General features: G+C 36.7%; 19 protein-coding genes and 1 riboswitch. Of the genes, 2 read left to right on the top strand and 17 right to left on the bottom strand.

Annotation, left to right across the window (positions count from 1 at the left end):
- Positions 1–33: 33 nt before the first annotated feature.
- From JL53_RS01155 to JL53_RS01125, 7 genes are all read right to left on the bottom strand, one after another.
- Positions 34–939 carry a hypothetical protein gene (locus tag JL53_RS01155; protein WP_038408107.1) on the bottom strand — a complete coding sequence of 302 codons (906 nt, stop codon included), beginning with the start codon at positions 937–939 and terminating at the stop codon, positions 34–36.
- Positions 940–944: 5 nt separating this feature from the next.
- A complete protein-coding gene (locus JL53_RS01150; protein ID WP_038406502.1) occupies positions 945–1,361 on the bottom strand; it encodes a hypothetical protein in 417 nt (138 codons plus the stop codon).
- A 435-nt stretch (positions 1,362–1,796) separates the two neighbouring features.
- Positions 1,797–2,690, bottom strand: a complete 894-nt coding sequence (locus tag JL53_RS01145; protein ID WP_038406501.1) for an ABC transporter permease — start codon at positions 2,688–2,690, stop codon at positions 1,797–1,799.
- Between the two features lie 10 nt (positions 2,691–2,700).
- Positions 2,701–3,651, bottom strand: coding sequence for an ABC transporter permease (locus JL53_RS01140; protein WP_038406500.1), 951 nt, complete (start codon positions 3,649–3,651; stop codon positions 2,701–2,703).
- 101 nt (positions 3,652–3,752) lie between these two features.
- The gene (locus JL53_RS01135; RefSeq protein ID WP_038406499.1) at positions 3,753–5,327 is read right to left on the bottom strand and encodes an ABC transporter substrate-binding protein; all 1,575 of its coding nucleotides are present in this window, start codon (positions 5,325–5,327) and stop codon (positions 3,753–3,755) included.
- Between the two features lie 85 nt (positions 5,328–5,412).
- Positions 5,413–5,515, bottom strand: a riboswitch (SAM riboswitch).
- Between the two features lie 141 nt (positions 5,516–5,656).
- The gene (locus JL53_RS01130; RefSeq protein ID WP_003718216.1) at positions 5,657–5,935 is read right to left on the bottom strand and encodes a GNAT family N-acetyltransferase; all 279 of its coding nucleotides are present in this window, start codon (positions 5,933–5,935) and stop codon (positions 5,657–5,659) included.
- Between the two features lie 10 nt (positions 5,936–5,945).
- Positions 5,946–6,179, bottom strand: coding sequence for a (4Fe-4S)-binding protein (locus tag JL53_RS01125; RefSeq protein ID WP_038406498.1), 234 nt, complete (start codon positions 6,177–6,179; stop codon positions 5,946–5,948).
- Positions 6,180–6,358: 179 nt separating this feature from the next.
- On the opposite strand from JL53_RS01125, the gene JL53_RS01120 reads away from it, so the two are divergent.
- Complete coding sequence (locus JL53_RS01120; RefSeq protein ID WP_038406497.1) at positions 6,359–7,867, top strand: IMP dehydrogenase; 1,509 nt, start codon at positions 6,359–6,361, stop codon at positions 7,865–7,867.
- A 248-nt stretch (positions 7,868–8,115) separates the two neighbouring features.
- On the top strand, positions 8,116–10,473 hold the full coding sequence (locus JL53_RS01115) for a bifunctional metallophosphatase/5'-nucleotidase (RefSeq protein WP_077916393.1): 2,358 nt from the start codon (positions 8,116–8,118) through the stop codon (positions 10,471–10,473).
- A 38-nt stretch (positions 10,474–10,511) separates the two neighbouring features.
- Here JL53_RS01115 and JL53_RS01110 read toward each other — a convergent pair whose 3' ends face one another.
- Genes JL53_RS01110 through JL53_RS01065 form a run of 10 tightly spaced genes read right to left on the bottom strand, consistent with a single transcriptional unit; the run spans position 10,512 to position 17,728 of the window.
- Positions 10,512–11,249, bottom strand: coding sequence for an N-acetylmuramoyl-L-alanine amidase (locus tag JL53_RS01110; RefSeq protein ID WP_038406495.1), 738 nt, complete (start codon positions 11,247–11,249; stop codon positions 10,512–10,514).
- Positions 11,230–11,652 (bottom strand): phage holin family protein, encoded by a 423-nt coding sequence (locus JL53_RS01105; protein ID WP_003745164.1) that lies wholly within the window; start codon positions 11,650–11,652, stop codon positions 11,230–11,232. Before JL53_RS01105 ends, JL53_RS01110 begins: the two co-directional genes overlap by 20 nt.
- A gap of 18 nt (positions 11,653–11,670) precedes the next feature.
- Positions 11,671–12,207 (bottom strand): hypothetical protein, encoded by a 537-nt coding sequence (locus tag JL53_RS01100; RefSeq protein WP_038406494.1) that lies wholly within the window; start codon positions 12,205–12,207, stop codon positions 11,671–11,673.
- The gene (locus tag JL53_RS01095) at positions 12,204–12,683 is read right to left on the bottom strand and encodes a hypothetical protein (RefSeq protein ID WP_038406493.1); all 480 of its coding nucleotides are present in this window, start codon (positions 12,681–12,683) and stop codon (positions 12,204–12,206) included. Before JL53_RS01095 ends, JL53_RS01100 begins: the two co-directional genes overlap by 4 nt.
- A 14-nt stretch (positions 12,684–12,697) precedes the next feature.
- Positions 12,698–13,273 carry a hypothetical protein gene (locus JL53_RS01090; RefSeq protein ID WP_038406492.1) on the bottom strand — a complete coding sequence of 192 codons (576 nt, stop codon included), beginning with the start codon at positions 13,271–13,273 and terminating at the stop codon, positions 12,698–12,700.
- A gap of 14 nt (positions 13,274–13,287) precedes the next feature.
- Entirely contained in the window at positions 13,288–13,587 is a 300-nt protein-coding gene (locus tag JL53_RS01085) for a hypothetical protein (RefSeq protein WP_038406491.1), read from the bottom strand.
- A complete protein-coding gene (locus JL53_RS01080; RefSeq protein ID WP_038406490.1) occupies positions 13,577–14,713 on the bottom strand; it encodes a phage tail protein in 1,137 nt (378 codons plus the stop codon). Before JL53_RS01080 ends, JL53_RS01085 begins: the two co-directional genes overlap by 11 nt.
- 9 nt (positions 14,714–14,722) lie before the next feature.
- On the bottom strand, positions 14,723–15,541 hold the full coding sequence (locus JL53_RS01075) for a phage tail family protein (protein ID WP_038406489.1): 819 nt from the start codon (positions 15,539–15,541) through the stop codon (positions 14,723–14,725).
- On the bottom strand, positions 15,541–17,406 hold the full coding sequence (locus JL53_RS01070) for a phage tail protein (protein ID WP_038406488.1): 1,866 nt from the start codon (positions 17,404–17,406) through the stop codon (positions 15,541–15,543). Before JL53_RS01070 ends, JL53_RS01075 begins: the two co-directional genes overlap by 1 nt.
- The gene (locus tag JL53_RS01065; RefSeq protein WP_038406487.1) at positions 17,396–17,728 is read right to left on the bottom strand and encodes a hypothetical protein; all 333 of its coding nucleotides are present in this window, start codon (positions 17,726–17,728) and stop codon (positions 17,396–17,398) included. Before JL53_RS01065 ends, JL53_RS01070 begins: the two co-directional genes overlap by 11 nt.
- Positions 17,729–17,751 lie beyond the last annotated feature (23 nt).

Below are 17,751 nucleotides of genomic sequence, written 5' to 3'. Positions count from 1 at the left end.
TGATCTATTGTTCCCTACTTAGTATTGAACAAATTACCATCCAAGTTTAGGATTACTTAGAATCAAACAATTGACTGACGTATTATAAGTAGAACCTTTATAAGTTGATGCTACATTTAACTGAGTACCAACCCAACCATTAGTAGTTGATATTGGTGTCCAGCTATCAGGAACATCATATTTATATGAATTCCCTGAAAAAGACAATGATTTAGTTTGTTGTAACAATGGTTTTTTGCCAAACTTAGTCATTCCAGATTGAGCCACTTTAGCTGTTCTTCTAGTTATTTTTCCACCAGTCTTCTTAACAGATGTATTGTAGTTAATCGTATTCATATCCATATGCGTATTACCGCTCTTTTTTTGTTGATGATAATACACTTTTGCAGAAATATAAATACTATCTTTCGCACCTTTTTTACCTGTGCTACTTGTATCTGTCCATGCAGCCATAGGTACTAGAAAATTACTAAAGCTATTAATTTTAGTAGATTGTTTTTCAATTTGAATACCCTCAGTCTCATCTAATTTGTCTTCATCAACTAGATCTGCTGAGATAACACCATCACCCTCTACTTCAACAAAAATTGTTGATACTAAATCTGCTTCATAATCACCTTTTTCATCGGCCCTCACTTCTAAGACTTCTGTCGCTACCTTCGTATTTAATTCTTCTTCAACATCTGGTAAAGCATCTGTCGCGACTTCTGCGCTTGAATCATTTATAGCTATTGGAATCTTCTCTCCTGCTGCCACTATGTATTCTTGATTTTCTTGCTTTGCCGCTAAGTCTAGTAATTTATCCTCATTTTTAATCTCTTCTTTTTCAAATACTATTTTTAAATCAGTATTCGGATCTTTTATATCCGCAAATACCGTTGCTGGAATAATACAGCTTGTCATCACAATTAAAGCTACAATAATCTTACTTTTTTGCATTGTCATTAATCCTCCGATGTTTTTAAATATATTGCATACATAATTAACGATACAACACTTGCCAATACTGCGATAATAAATGCCGGTTCTACTAATTCAGTAATGTAAGTACTTAGTATACTAAATGTAAATGTGCTAAATCCAAACAGTGGTCTAACTGCCAAATTTAATAAACCTAATACTAATACTAACAGCCCAATAAATGGCACAATTTTATTAGTCCCTTTTTGAAATCTCGGAATAGAAATAGTAATAATAAAACTTAGATATCCTAAAATAATAATTGGTTGCATCCATATTAATTTATAAGCTGGCTCATAAACTAATTCAAACGATTCTGCGTCCACACCGCTTGACATCCATGGAAAGAACAAACAAATTACTGCTATTCCAAAAAAAATAATACTGAATAATCTATACAATAATCACACCTCCCTAATGGGAGAATAGCACAGAACGATCTAAATAAAAAGCCCCATTTACCCTTATTAACTACTAAAACAACATTAATTTAGCGTAATTGCTGCACAATATATATTGCATGGTTTCAAAAAAAACGCACAGTTAGAGCTGTTTTTCACAATTTTTGCACATTAAATTAAAAGTCACAAAATGTTCATAAACTAGACTAGTCTTATATAATTTTTCAAGCTTCTATTGGCAAAACCACCAAACTAATTAATGTTTTGAAATGTAGGCGATGAATAAAGTTGAATATTCATACATCATAAAAGATTAAAATTTAAATAAAGTGGTATAAAAATAGAATTATTCTTAGTAATTATAACTTGAATTGTTACGTTCCTCATAAAAAAGATTTGGTTATTTCCCGCAAAAGAAAAAACCAAATCCGCATTTTAATATCTACGCGATAACCCTTTTCTAAGTACATCACCCAGCACATTAAACGAAAGTATCGTCATTAATATTAATAAACCTGGGAAAAGTGCCAAATAACTGGCTTCTCCAACATAACCTTGCGCATTGTTCAGCATGCTTCCCCATGAAGCGTTTGGTTGTTGCACGCCAAGCCCTAGAAAACTTAGCGCCGACTCGGTTAAAATTGCTGTCGCTACATTTAGAGATGCCGCTACAACTATTGATGGCATGGCATTTGGAATAATATGCTTAAACATAATATGGAAAAATTCGCCACCCGCTGACTTCGAATACAAAATGAACTCTCGCTCTTTTAGAGTTAGTGTTTCCGCTCGAACAATCCGCGCTACTTCCATCCAAGACAACAAACCTATAATAATAATAATATTGGAAATCCCTGGTTTTAAATAAGCATTTAAAATCATTAATAAGAAAAATGATGGAATCGACATAAAAATATCTAAGAAACGCATCACCATGTTATCAACAAACCCGCCAAAATAACCACTTATTGTTCCAGCAAATGTCCCAACAACAATTGCAATCATCATGGCAAACACACCAACTAAAAGAGAAACACGACCGCCATATAAAACACGTGTGAAGTAGTCTCGGCCATGGTCATCCGTACCAAACCAATGTGATGCATTTGGCGGCATTAATTTATCTTGAACAGAAAGCGTATTGGGATCATAAGGTGACAGGAATGCAAAGATACAAGCAACCGTAATAAAAATCAATACACCCGTTGCAAAAATGGCGCGGCGGTCTGATAGCATATAACGCCAAAAAGTTCGCTCTCTAGTAGCATGAACAACTTCTGCATCACGCTCAAATTCCTGCATCGTTTTTTTCGAAAAGTCTAATCGCATCATGAACCCCTCACCCCATTTCCCTAATCCGTGGATCAACAATCATATAAGCTAAATCGGCTAATAAATTCCCAATAATTAATAAAAGTGCCGAAAATAGAGTAATTGCCATAATAACCGGATAATCTAATTGGAAAATCGCATTAATTCCTAGTGATCCCATTCCCGGCCAGGAGAAAATACTCTCCGTAATAAATGCGCCCGTAATCACTTGCGGAAGCGACATCCCAAGTAATGTAATAACAGGAAGTAGCGAGTTTTTTAAGACGTGATGCCCCATTACTTGTACTTTAGAAAGCCCTTTTGCATAACCAAATAACACATATTCTTCTTTTAATTGGTTAATCGTATTGGACCGAACATAGCGGTAGTAGGCAGCACATCCTTGGAAAGTTAGCGTAATAACTGGTAAAACCGCATGCTCCGCCATATCCCAAAACGAGTCTACCCCAATCGTTCGCATCCCAAGACTCGGAAGCCATCCTAGCTGAATCGAAAACACATCAATTAAAATCATGCCGAACCAGAAAATCGGAATCGAAATCCCAATATACGAAATCCCATTTAATACTTTATCAATCCAAGTGTTTTCGTAATTCGCAGCCACTAACCCAAGTGGGATTGACAGTATAAGTGTCAAAATAAGAGAAGTTCCTACTAAACCAAGTGTTGCTGGAATTCTTTCTAAAATTTGTTGTAACACTGGTTGGCTGTTGATAATCGAATATCCTAAATTACCTTGCAACAAATTTCCAAGCCAAATAAAATACTGTATGTAAATTGGTTGATCCAGCCCTAAACTTTGCCGAATTCGCTCTACATCATCAGGATTCATATCAGGTGTAACAAATGAATTCACCGGATCACCAGGTGCTAATTTTATAAGTGCAAAGGAAATAATCGAGATAATAAATAGCATCGGAATAATTTGCAGTACGCGTTTTGTGATTGTTTTTAGCATAATTTATCTCCTATCTAAAACACAAAAAATGACAAGTAAAAACCTGATCCTACCAAAAATAGCTTGGCAGGTCAGATTTTTTACGAATAATTTTTATTTACTTATTCCGTTAAATATAATTTAGATAAATCACGGAACATTGTTACTGGTTGCGGAGTTGCAGCTTTTTGTCCACCATAACGGCTATCAAGTGCAAGCACTGCATTGTCGTATGAAATCGGGTAAATTACTGCATCATCTGCAATTGTATTTTGAATATCTTCATAAACCGCTTGACGATCTTTATCATCCGCTGTTACAGCACCTTTTGCCCAAAGCACGTCCAAAGCTTTATTGTGATAATTAGCATAGTTGTAAGGAGCATCACTTAAGAACAAGGATTTGTATGCATCTGGATCATTTCCCATAATATAACCATTTAGAGCAATGGAATAGTCCGCATTTTTACGGTCAAGGGTAATATTACTTAGCGCATTTGGATCAGTTGGTTTTAAGTCGAGAGATACACCAATTTCTTTATATTGCTGTTGCAAGTAAAGTGCGATACTTTCTTGAGATTTACTGTTATTTAAATAGTATACAGTTAATTTTTGAGTTGTATCAAAGCCACTTTCTTTCACTAATTCTTTTGCCTTAGCGATATCTTGGTCATACGTTTCTACTTTGTCAGTGAAGTATTTAGTGTTTTCTGTTAGGAAAGAAGATGCGGGTTTCGCATATTCATCAGAACCATAAGCTGCTTCAATGATATCTTCACGGTTAAGTACATAAGATAATGCTTGGCGAAGTTCTTTTGATTTAAGTGCAGGTTGATTTTCATTGAAAACTGCATAACTTAAACGATTTTCTGGATATGTGATAATGTTCACTGCACTCGCTTTTTCCACTTTGTTTCGATCAGATGGTTGGATCGATTTTAAATTGATTTCTCCATTTTGAAGTGCTAGGTTTGCTGAATTTTGGTCTTTTGTAATTCGGAAAGTGACTTTATCTAGTTTTGGTTTGCCATCAAAATAGTCGTTGAATCTTTCTAGGGAAACATATTCGCCTGCTTTGTATTCAACAAATTTATATGGTCCCGAACCAATTGGATTTTTGTTTTTATCACTTTTTTCGATGTTTGCTACTCCTTCAAAAACGTGTTTTGGAATTGGGAAGAAAGTTTTAATGGTATTTTCAAAGGCGGGAGCAACTGTTGGCAAAGTGAATTTAACTGTTGTATCATCCACAGCTTCTACTTTCACAGGTTTATCATTAAAAACAAAGTTACCACGATTCGGGCTGTTTTGTTTCGTATCTAAAATGGAATCAACCGTAAATACTACATCATCAGCTGTTAAAGGTTTTCCATCGTGCCATGTTAAACCGTCTTTCAGTTTTACAGTGTAAGTTAAGTTGTCATCTGAAATATCTAGGCTTTTTGCAAGTGCTGGTTTGCCGTTAGCTTCCCAGAAAAGCGGTGCGTATACAGCTTGTTGAATTGTTAGCGTTACACGGTCGCCGGCATAGTTTGGATTGATAACTTCCGGGTCTCCTGCAACTCCAATAATAATTGAGCCGCCATCTTTCGCTTTGCCTGAACTATTTGCTTTGTCAGAGCTAGCGCCAGATCCTCCGCAAGCAGTCAACACCAAAGCAAAAACCGAGATAACTGCCACTAATAAAAATTTCTTCATCTAACAAAAACTCCCCTCTTTAGCGCTAATAAAAAACGCTTCTTCTGTTTTTTGGTCAGAATCGAAGCGCCTAATTGTAAGCTACTACTTATCTGCCAGAATGTTACTTCTGTTCGGAATTAGCATAGAACTTGCGCTCCGCTGCCGGGTTTCACTGGGCCGAATCCCTCCACCACTCTTGATAAGAAATCTTATTACTATTATTCATATAAGTTTACTGTGAATTAAAGATACACTGAAACGAAGAAGATGTCAAGAAGAGAAAACCGATATTTTTAAATTATTCCATAAAAAAAGTAGACTAGGATCAAACCTTAGTCTACTTATCCTTATTTATCAGCTTGTACTGCCTGATACTCCGGCTTTTTCGAAAACTCAGATTTAGCAAATGGACAAAGCGGAATAATTTTCTTTCCTTCTGTTTTCGCTTTTTCTACAGCACGCTTTACTAGTTCTTGCGCAATTCCTTGGCCTCGAGCAACATCATCCACACCTGTATGATCGATAATAAACATATCTTCACCAGTTGGGACAAATGTTACCTCCCCAACCTCAGTCCCTTCATCATTTACCGCATAAATTCTATTTTTACCTTCTTTATATTCCATTTTATCCCTCCTATTTCTCTATATATTGAAGTGCTCCACTTGGACAAGTATTAATGACACGTTTTACTTCTTCTTTTGATACATTATCTGGCATAATCCATGGTTTTCTATCTAAATCAAATAGTTCTTTGTTACCTTTTACACAATTGCCTGAATGCGCGCAAACGGTTGTGTTAAAATAAACATCTATTTCTTCCCCGTGATACTTGCGATAACCACGTTCTAGCAACTTCTCCTCACTCATTTACTCTCCTCCCTTCGTATAAAATAATCTTCTTTTAGTATATTCCTCCTGACCTCCAAAAGAAAACGTTTATATCTAGCCACAAATAATCTCTATCAATCATTGACTTTCATGCCAGTTCTTGAAATAATAAAGGTATTTTATAAATGTAAAAAAAAATAGAAAAAGGAGTGGAAATAATGGCATTTTATTTTGAAGAACCGTCCCGCACATTTAGTGAGTTCTTGCTTGTTCCAGGCTACTCATCAGCTGAATGTGTACCAACTAATGTTAGCTTAAAAACGCCGATTGTGAAATTTAAAAAAGGTGAAGAAGCCGCAATTACGATGAATATTCCGCTTGTTTCTGCAATTATGCAAGCTGTTTCTGATGATAACATGGGAATTGCCTTAGCTACAGAAGGCGGCGTTTCTTTTATTTTCGGTTCTCAGTCTATTGAAAGTGAAGCAGCGATGGTTTCACGTGTTAAAAATCATAAAGCGGGCTTCGTTATTAGTGATTCCAATATCAGCCCCGATAAAACCTTGCAAGACATTCTTGATTTAAAAGAAAAAACAGGTCATTCTACGGTTGCAGTCACTGAAGATGGCACAGCACATGGAAAATTACTTGGTATCGTAACAAGTCGCGACTACCGTGTAACACGTATGAGTCCTGACGAAAAAGTAGCAGATTTCATGACTCCTTTTGAAAAATTAGTTACTGCAAATAAATCGACTACATTAAAAGAAGCGAATAACATTATTTGGGATAACAAACTAAATGCCTTACCACTTGTTGATGATAACGAACACCTCGTCCATATGGTGTTCCGTAAAGATTATGATTCTAATAAAGAAAATAAATTAGAGCTGCTAGACGCCTCCAAACGTTATGTTGTTGGCGCTGGTATTAACACACGTGACTACGAAGAACGCGTTCCAGCACTGGTGGAAGCTGGTGCAGATATTCTTTGCATCGATTCCTCTGAAGGCTACTCTGAATGGCAAAAACGCACACTTGACTATATTCGTGGCAAATACGGCGATTCAGTCAAAGTTGGTGCTGGAAATGTGGTTGACCGTGATGGTTTCCGTTACCTTGCTGATGCAGGTGCAGATTTCGTCAAAGTTGGCGTTGGTGGTGGATCAATTTGTATTACTCGTGAACAAAAAGGAATCGGCCGTGGTCAAGCAACTGCCTTAATCGATGTTGCAAAAGCCCGTGATGAATATTTTGACGAAACTGGTGTGTATATTCCGATTTGTTCTGACGGCGGAATTGTTTATGACTACCATATGACACTCGCTCTAGCAATGGGCGCTGACTTCATCATGCTTGGTCGTTACTTCTCTCGCTTTGATGAGAGTCCAACAAACAAAGTGAATTTAAATGGCACTTATATGAAAGAATATTGGGGTGAAGGAGCTAACCGGGCCCGTAACTGGCAGCGTTATGATCTTGGTGGCGACAAAAAACTTTCCTTTGAAGAAGGCGTAGATTCTTATGTTCCTTACGCTGGCTCACTAAAAGACAATGTAGCAATCAGTTTAAGTAAAGTTCGTTCTACGATGTGCAATTGCGGGGCTTTAAATATCCCTGAACTTCAACAAAAAGCAAAAATTACGCTTGTCTCCTCTACTTCTATTGTAGAAGGCGGCGCACATGATGTTGTCGTAAAAGATGCTTCGAATAATTTAATCAAATAACAACGAAATTGGTTGGTGTGAATATGGTAAATTACCAGATTCACACCAGCCATTTTTTAATTGCCCACATTATTTTATTGAAAATTTCTTCCTTTATTATTTAAAATGAAAATATCGCAATAAATTATCAAAACATTTACAAAAAAGCTACATTACCTATTGCTAAGGCAAATTCACTTTGCTACTATAATAGATAGACACCAATTAGTTAGCGCTTACAAATTGCCACTGGCGAAAAAAGGGAGAGTGTGAAAGTGAACAAATTTTTCAAGAAAACCACATATTTTTTACTCGTAGCAGGGCTCACAATCGGACTAACTGCACCATTCACCGGGAATTCAGTACAAGCAGCAGCGGATACCGTTCCTATCCAGATTTTAGGAATAAATGATTTCCACGGAGCGCTTGAAACAGCCTCTAAAGATGCATCTGGCTCCCCAATTGGCGGAGCAGACTATTTAGCAACCAACTTGGATAATGCTACTAGCTCATTTTTACAAGCAAATCCTGATGCTACAGCAGATAATGCCATTCGTGTCCAAGCGGGTGACATGGTCGGTGCTAGCCCGGCCGTTTCTGGTTTGCTTCAAGACGAACCAACAATGAAAGTCCTTCAAAAAATGAACTTCGAAATCGGCACACTTGGGAATCATGAGTTTGATGAGGGATTGCCTGAATACAAACGAATTTTAGATGGTGTTTCTACGAGCAAATTCGGGCCAATTGTGGAAGCTTATCCACGAGTTAAAGGTGATATGAAAATTGTTGCCGCAAATGTTGTTAATAAAGGGACAAACACAGTTGCAGAAGGATTTTCACCCTATTATGTAAAAGAAATTGATGGCGTCAAAGTTGGCTTCATCGGTATCGTTACAACCGAAATCCCTAATTTAGTACTGGCAAATCATATTAAAGACTACGATTTCCTTGATGAAGCAGAAACAATCGTGAAATACTCTGCTGAACTTAGAGGACAAGGCGTTAATGCTATCGTTGTTTTATCTCACGTTCCTGCACTATCTACTGGAAATCCAAACACTGGAACAAAACAAGATGTAGCTGGGGAAGCTGCTAATATGATAACGAAAGCAAACGAATTAGACCCAAATAATTCCGTCGATTTAGTCCTTGCGGGGCATAATCATCAATACACAAACGGATTAGTTGGTAAAACTCGTATCGTCCAAAGTTACAATAACGGTAAAGCTTTTTCCGATGTAACCGGCGAACTTGATAAAACAACAGGCGATTTCGTTTCACCACCAGATGCTAAAATTACATATAATACGAGAAGCGTCTCTCCAAATTCCGATATTACAGCTGTAACTGAAGATGCGAAAAGCCGCATTGAAGGAGTTATTAACGAAACTATCGGACTTGCAAATAAAGACGTCATTTCCCGCGATACAAATCTAGACAACCAAGCAATCGATGATAAAGAATCCGAACTTGGTAATATGATTACTGACGCACAACGCTATATGGCAAACAAAGCAGGCGCTGACGTAGATTTTGCTATGACAAATAATGGCGGCATTCGTGCTGATCTCACAACACGTCTGGCAAATGGCCAGAACGAAATTACCTGGGGTGCGGCACAAGCTGTTCAACCATTCGGAAACATTCTTCAAGTAGTGGAAATGTCTGGTGCAGATATTTTAGAAGCACTAAACCAACAATATTTAAGTAACCAAACTTACTTTTTACAAATTTCTGGATTAAAATACACTTTCACTGATACAGATGACTTAGATCATGCTTACAAAGTTGCTAGTGTTACAACAGAAGATGGTACTCCGTTAAAATCTGACCAAAAATACAAAGTCGTAATCAATGACTTCTTATTCGGTGGTGGAGACGGATTTTCTGCATTCAAAAAAGCGAATCTAGTTACAGCGATTGACCCAGATACCGAAACATTTATCAACTATATCAAGGAACAAAAAGCTGCTGGAAAAGTAATTACAGCTCAAAAAGAAGGCCGTAAAGTTTACAAATCTCAAGCTGAAATCGACAAAGAAACAGCTGATGCAGCCATTAAAGCATTAAAAGACGCAACAAAAATCAACAAACTAGCTGAAAAAGACACAACGCTAACTGGTACTACTTTACCAGGTGCTACGGTTGGTGTTCAAAAAACAAATTCAAACGCCAAATTAGTACGTGCTGCTGGACCAAGCGCAACAGCGGATGCAAACGGTAAATTCTCTGTAGACATCTCTTCTCTAGACTTTAAAAAAGGTGACCAAATCACAACTACTGTCACTGATACGAACGGTTACAGCGCCACATTCCAAACAACCGTGCAAGCAGCCGCAACTACACCTCCTGATAATGGAAATGGGAATAATGGCGGAACCGATAGTGGTAACGGAAATGGGAATAATGGAGGGACTGACAACGGTAACACCAATAATGGTTCAGGAACGACTAATGGCGGGACTACCACAACTGAAAAACCAGCTACATCTACACCAAATGGCACTGCTACTAGTAGTAAAGTAAGTACTGCGTTACCAACAACTGGTGATACAGCAGGACTTGCAACAGTATTTGGGTTAATTTTAACCACTACTGCGCTTTATGTTTTGCGAAAGAAAAACTGATTTTTTTAAAAGAGCAACCGAATTTGGTTGCTCTTTTTTTATCTTTTCCCCGTATTGACTTCCGTTTTTAAGACCCAACTTCCCGGGACACCTTTTGTCGTTGTTAAATTAATTGTTTGTGCTAATTCTTTATAAACAAAAACTTTTGTCCCAGCTGGTAAATAACCTTTTAGATTTTTACCTGAAATCGCATCATCACTTGTTGAGTATTTTCCTGCTTGATACTTTGTTACCAGAGCATCTTTAGCACCAAATATTTCCTTCACAGCCTCTACAATTCCTAAACAAAAATCTTGTTGGTAGGACTGCGTTTTAAGAATTGCTGCATCACTACTATCACAAAAACCAGCCTCCAGTAAAATCGCGTCCATCACCGTCTCCCGCAGAACTGCAAAATTCGCTTTTTTCATACCACGATCACGCATTCCGTGTTTTGAAGCTTTGGCAATCACATTTTTGTGAATTGATTTTTGAATTTCTTTTGTCTTTGCCGGTGTGGAAGTGAAAATGTAATCTTCATATCCCATTCCACCACCAGCATTGAAATGGATTGAAATAAACAAGTCTGCTTTAAATTTATTGGCGTTCGTAGCCCGATCACTTAATTCATAAAAAGTATCATTTGTCCTAGTCATTCCTACTTCAAAACCAGCATTTTTCAATTCTACTTGCACTTGTTTTGCGACCGCTAACACCCAATTTTTCTCTACCAGCCCGTTCCCAGTTGCCCCTGAATCTTTTCCACCATGCCCTGCATCAATCCATATTTTTGTCATGTTTTTCTTCCTCTTTTCCTGATTTTGAATCAAAAATCATAATTAAATTCTTTAAAACTTCTGGGACTTTCATTCCCATTCGCACAAAATTTTCCAAGATAGAAATCAGCTCATTCGCTAAATAGAAAAAGATAACCGCATCACGCGTTGTATTATGCGTTCCCATAATCAAATCTATTTGATGCGCAACAGCTACTAAAATTAAAATAGCAATTTTTTTGGCGATTCCTTTGAAACCCATTTTACTGCTGAGTTCCCCTAGATAGCCGGAAGCGAGTAGTCCGGAAATATAATCAGCTACCATAAAGCACACAAGCACTTTTACCAACAAACTCACTTCCCCAAATAAGTATCCAAATAACGCACCAAATCCCAGCATTCCAACTTTTAGTAGGACTTCCATGGAAAACCTCCTTTTTGATTACATTACAGTGACTTGACGTAACGCCCATGAAGCATTATTTAGATTGTCATTGTGCCCAGCTACCTCAGTCTCTGATACATATAAATATTTTCGTTCCCCATAAACAGTTGAAGGCATATTCACTAATAAGCCCTTACCTGCAAGATTAGCTAATTGAGCTTTCGATAAGAAAACTGAATGATAATAATAATCTAGTGGCGTATTATTTGCCGAGTCATAGCGGCTGAATAATAAAGTAATACCAAATTTCAATTTAGAAGCTTCCCACTTATATTTCTGACCAGCTGCCATAATATTAGCTCCTTGAAATACGACCGTCCCCGCTCCAATAGTATCAACATAATCTTTGGCGCTATTTAATGCCCCATTTGCTTTTTGTTCTGCTCCTGCTGGGCTTTCTTTCCCTTCCCAAGTAGCTTTTTCCTCTTCCGAAACTGTCACTAGCCCCTGAACAGCCTCGGCATGTGTTTCTGGATAGAATTGTTCTAAAGTTCCGTGTTCATTTTTCTCTGACATTTTTACAATTTTAGTCATTCTATTACCTCCTTAATAGTCTCCAGCGCGATTATTGGCATCGCATCTAGTTTTCCTTTGTCTTCTATTGATAAAAATCCACTTTCACTAGCTGAAGCATCTGAGTGGGTGTGGTTCACTGTTGCTGCTTCAACATCAGATGCAAATAAATCAACAATGCCCGTTTTCCCATTAACACTTACAACGCCTGCTTCCGGCGATACTAGTTCATCCATTTTTATTTTATCAAACGAACTCATAAATCCATCTGTTGTGTAAGTAGCTACATTATGATTATGATCTTTTCTTGCGGCATAAACATCTGCTGCTTCTAGCAAAACACTGCCAGACTTGCCATTAACACTAACAACACCTGTTGGAAGTTGGCCAGAAACAAAATCTGTTAACCCAACAATTCCTTCCACATGTGTTTCTGGATAAAATTGTTCTTTTGACTGATCTTCCTTTGTTTGTAGCATTCGTTTAATTTCAGTCATACTTCACTCCTCCTTTACACAACCAATTGTTCCATTTGGTAACGTTCATTTGTTCCTATTCTCGCAAATACTAAACTAGTTAATTTGTCTGAAAAACTAGTCTCCCCTGTTTTTTCAAGAATAATATCTGCTTGCTCATCCAGGCTTGAAACATTTAAAAAGCAAACTGTTTGCGGTTCTGTAATTGATTTACTAGTAAGCAGTCCAATATCTTGTTCTTGCATCGAAATAATACTATCCACATCAAATTGCAGCGTACTCTTTTTACTATAAATCACTTGCTCCTCATTTAAACGCGCTCTTAAAACTGGATATTTCTCACCAAACGCATCTGTTCTAGCATCAACAACTTCATCTAGCTGCGGAACCCCATTAATCAGCTCATTTATTCTTACATTTACTGCTTTATCCACTGTATCAATTTTTTGATTTAGGCTTGCGTCTGCTTTATTGATATATACATAAATTGCGTCCAAACCAGTTGAAATAAAACTGGACCAATCCATTAATTTCTGCCAATTATCGTTAGTTTTATTTCTGAACTCACGCCCTTGAAGGAGCATTTCCCATTTCCATAAGTCTAATTTCATAAATACCTCCCCTTCTAATCCACTTTAGTTGTCTTTAATTCTCCAGTATCCGTTACAACTATTTTGAATTTAAATCCATTTTCCGAAGTCAAAATCGTATCCTGCTTTTTATTCCAATTCGAAATATCAGCCGCTGTTACATTATTTTTTTCCGCATTTGCTTCTATACTATTTAATTTCGTTTTATCACTAGGAGCCATTAATCCAGCAGTACTTGATGTCGCTTCATTTAGGCCTTCGATTGCCATTAAGTGTGTTTTTGGATAGAAAACGGTATTATCTGTATTTTTTAGCACTCTAATTTCAGTCGCCATCTACAACACCTACTACTTCCGTTAAAATTCGTGAATCAAAAGCATTCATTGCGATGTTTGAAAACGAATTAATCTTATTCGTATCTATACTAGCTTTTTTAACTTGATTTGCTATTTGGGTTTGAATCCGAACCATATCCCGCCTCGTATTACTAAAACCAACATCTTGAAACTTCCTGCTCCACGGGTGCGCTGATTTAATTCGTGTAACTTTAACTTCCGTTTCAAAATGCATTGGTTCATGAATAAAATACCAAACATCTCGCTCTGAAACTTCTTCTTGCCCTTTATAAGTAATATTTAAAGAAGTTTCAGGAACGTCTAAAATTTGTTTTTTTGCAAAGTTTAATAAGTCTGCATTATTTGTTATTTTGTCATCACTTTTAGCATTTGCCATTCGCTTACCATAGATAGCTTCATTTGGCGAAGTATAGGTAACTACAGCTAAATATTTGTTATCTCCCGTTAGCTTATCTGCATTTTCTTTTTGCTTGCCATAACATTTTATCTGCGTTTTTAAATTATCAGTATTAGTATCTACCGAAATATCTTCTGTATTGTACAAGTAGCGAAATTGCTTTTCTGTTTTCAAATACCAACTAACTTCATCATAAAAATATAGTTTTTTGTTATCTGCAAATAATATTGCGCCAAATTCTTCTAAACATAAATTAACTAACTCTAATCCGTTCTTATTTCCTAAATCTTCTAGCTCAACTAGAGGAAAACTTCCTATGATTTCATGAGAAAAACCTAACACATTGTTCTCTAAAGCAAATTCCATTACCGTTTGAATCGAATATTTTTTTAGCCCTTTTTTCACATTGTACTGAACATGATCTTGCACTGTATAACTAATATGTTGTGCAGTTATTTGCTTAGAAATGGTTTTCCCAATAGACTTAGGGGCACATTTTTTCACAACAAATTGTTGATCTCGATAAATAATCACGGCTTCGTTTCCCAATAAATCAAAAACACTTGAATTTTGTTTTGTTTTATTTACGGTAAAAGAGATAGATCGAGTTGTATTTTTTTCATAATCATACGAAAATGAACCATAGTCAATATCCGTCAATATCTCTTCCACTTCTTTGTCCATACTTTGAATAATTAAATAATCCATCATCATCACCTACCGATAAATGAACGGGAAATTAAAAGCAATTGTCACATCTGTTACACCTTTAATTTCAAAATCGTTCCAGCCTTTTTCTAAAGTAATAATTCCATGATTCGTATTTTTCCCAACTCGGCGATTATTTACAAATGGATAGATGTTATTCAATAGTAAGACATCTGTTTTTTCAAGTTCATTTTGATACTGAAACGAGTCTCCAGTTGTGATATTATTAATCGTTGGAATCCCATTTGCAGTCATTGCTATATCTAACGCATGACGCATTAGGGGATTAATTCGTTCGCTCCCCGCATTGTACACACGAAAAGAATTCTCTTTAAAAATGTAAAATAGATCATCACGGTTGGATAAGTTCATTCCCATTTGCCATAAATCCACTTCAAATGTCAGTGGATCAAGTGTCGTACCCCGTGATTCTGCATATCCTTTGAATACATCAAATTCAATGGTCAATAGTCCAACTCTGTCTGACTCCCTACTAAAATCAAAAGGTTTTGGATGCACTTCATAACGAATACCAGGCATCTGGTTACTCCAAATATAATAACTTTCGCGCTGAAATAGAAACTCATAAATTTCTCTAACAGCTAAATGATAATCAGGTATATCAAGTGCTTGTAAATTACATATTGCCGAAAAGACAAATGGTTTAAAAGCAACGGTTCCTGGAATAACACCATCAGTCCCAGCGATTTCAGCAGTTTCCATGTTTAATTGAGGGCTTTGTCTCGCTACTTCTTGAACTGAAAGCCCTGGAAACGTTTCACTCATCGAATAAACCTCTCCATTTATCTCTAAAAACAAGTCATTCATTAGTATGCCGCACCTCCCATTGTATAGTTATACTGATCAAACGAATTAGCTTGGTTTCGACTAACTACTTCCGAAACAACTTTATCGTCCATTTTAATTACTGGATTTTTTTGTAATAAACGCTCTAGAAGATTTTCCACTCTACCCAAATCATTACCTTGATTCAATAGTAGTGAAGTTCTATTTCCGCGAGCACTTTCTCTTGCATACTTCATTGTTGCATCATGCGGAATTACTTGGGAACCTGATGGTAATACAACCATCTCGCCTCGACCGCCTTCATTCATCCTTGCAAAACCGCCTTGGAAGTTTGTTGTCCCCGAAATCAGTTGCGGAATCCTACCAATCTCTACACCTGGGATTTTATTAATAAGCCCGATTGCCGAGTTAATTCCACGAATCACTACATTCACAAATCCTTTGACATTATCTACTACATTTTGAATTGCACTCGAAACACCGTCAAAAATAGTTCCCACAAAATTTGTTAAACCACCCCAGGCACTTTTAATACCTTCAAAAACCCCAGTAATAATTCGTTTCACTCCATTAAAGACTGATGAAACTGTGGTTGATATTCCTGTAATAATTGACTTGATCCCTTCAATAATCCCCGAAATGGTTGCTAAAATAGCATTCCAAATTTTTGATGCTACTGCAAAAACCATCTGGAAAGCTGCCCCAATAACAGCAACTATTGAGTTAAAGATATTGGTGATAAATCCAATAATCGGTTGAACAATACCCATGATTGCAGTAATTACGCTAGCAACGAAACTAATGATTTTGCCGATAATACTTATAATTGTCGTTGCGATCACAACAACATAATTAATAATTGTAGTAATAACAGAAATAATGACTCCAATGATCATCATGACGACAGGTATAATTTTACTAATATATGAAATAATCGTCACAACAATTTGTATTACTACAGTGGCAATTTGAATAATGATTGGAATTAAGAACTGAATAACTCCCATAATACCTTGAATAATAGCCATAATACTTGGTAAAAGCGCTGACACAAGCGACATGACGGCTTGGACAATTTGCATTATTACGGGCATAAGCATAGATACAAGCATGGAGATAAATGGCATTAATTGTGCTAAAAGTTGTGCAAAGAATGCGATAAATTGCACGACAATCGGCATTAAAGCTGCTCCAATTTGACCAACCGCAGTAACAATTTGCATAATAATAGGCATCAAGGTTGCTATTAATTGTCCAAATAATTGACCAACCTGTGTAACGACTGACATAACTGAATTTCTAAATGATTCATTAGTTGACATTAAATAAGCAAATGCCGCCACAAGCGCAACAATCCCGATAATAACTAGCCCCATTGGAGAAGTTAGCTTAGACATAATTCCTGAAACACCACCGACGGAAGACATTAAACCACCTACGCTTTTTTTCAACTCCATAAATCCACTAGCTAAGTTACTAATACCTTGCACACCGCCAACAACACCATTTAGCATACTTCCCATTCCACCAATACCTGTTGCTAGGCTTGAAAAGAGTGAACCATTTTGAACACTGGAACCAAGATTTTTAAATGCGTCTGTGATTCCTCCAACAGACCCTACCGCAGCACCAAAACCTGAAGTTATAGACTCTCCACTAGACCCTAATAAACTAAAAGCATCACTGATTGAGGCAACACTGGATTGTAGGCCACCTAGAGAGTTAGAAATTTTTGATCCAGGATCTGCATTTCCAGTATCTTCAATAGTCATTTTCATTTCAGTAAAACGCCTTTCGACTGTTGAAACCATTTGATCTAGTTGACTCATTTGAGCAATTAAAGCCGTATCATTCATTTCTAAATTTATTTTTTTATTATCCGCCATTAATTTTCCCCCTTTCTTTTTTATTTTTTGGTTTCTGTAAACCATTTGCTTGATAAATGCGGTCAATCCATCCTTTTCCTTCTTGTTCCTCATTTTCAGAAATTGCTTGGAGTGCATTTACCGTATAATTTACGTCCGCTTTCTTTTGACGTTTTTTGTGTAAATCAATAAAGCGAGAATTACGTTTTCGATTGAGATTTTGTTCAGCATTTAATACTGCATTTCGCATCATTGTAGATTCGAAAATGACTTTATTTTCCCATTCTTTCATAATGAAATTTTTTTCTATCTCTGTTAACTCTTCAAAATCGTGTTTAGTCATATGAAAATTAACTACGAAAAAAG

It is taken from the genome of Listeria ivanovii subsp. londoniensis (assembly GCF_000763495.1).
Lineage (GTDB): Bacteria > Bacillota > Bacilli > Lactobacillales > Listeriaceae > Listeria > Listeria londoniensis.
This window is presented reverse-complemented; position numbering and strand designations above follow the sequence as displayed.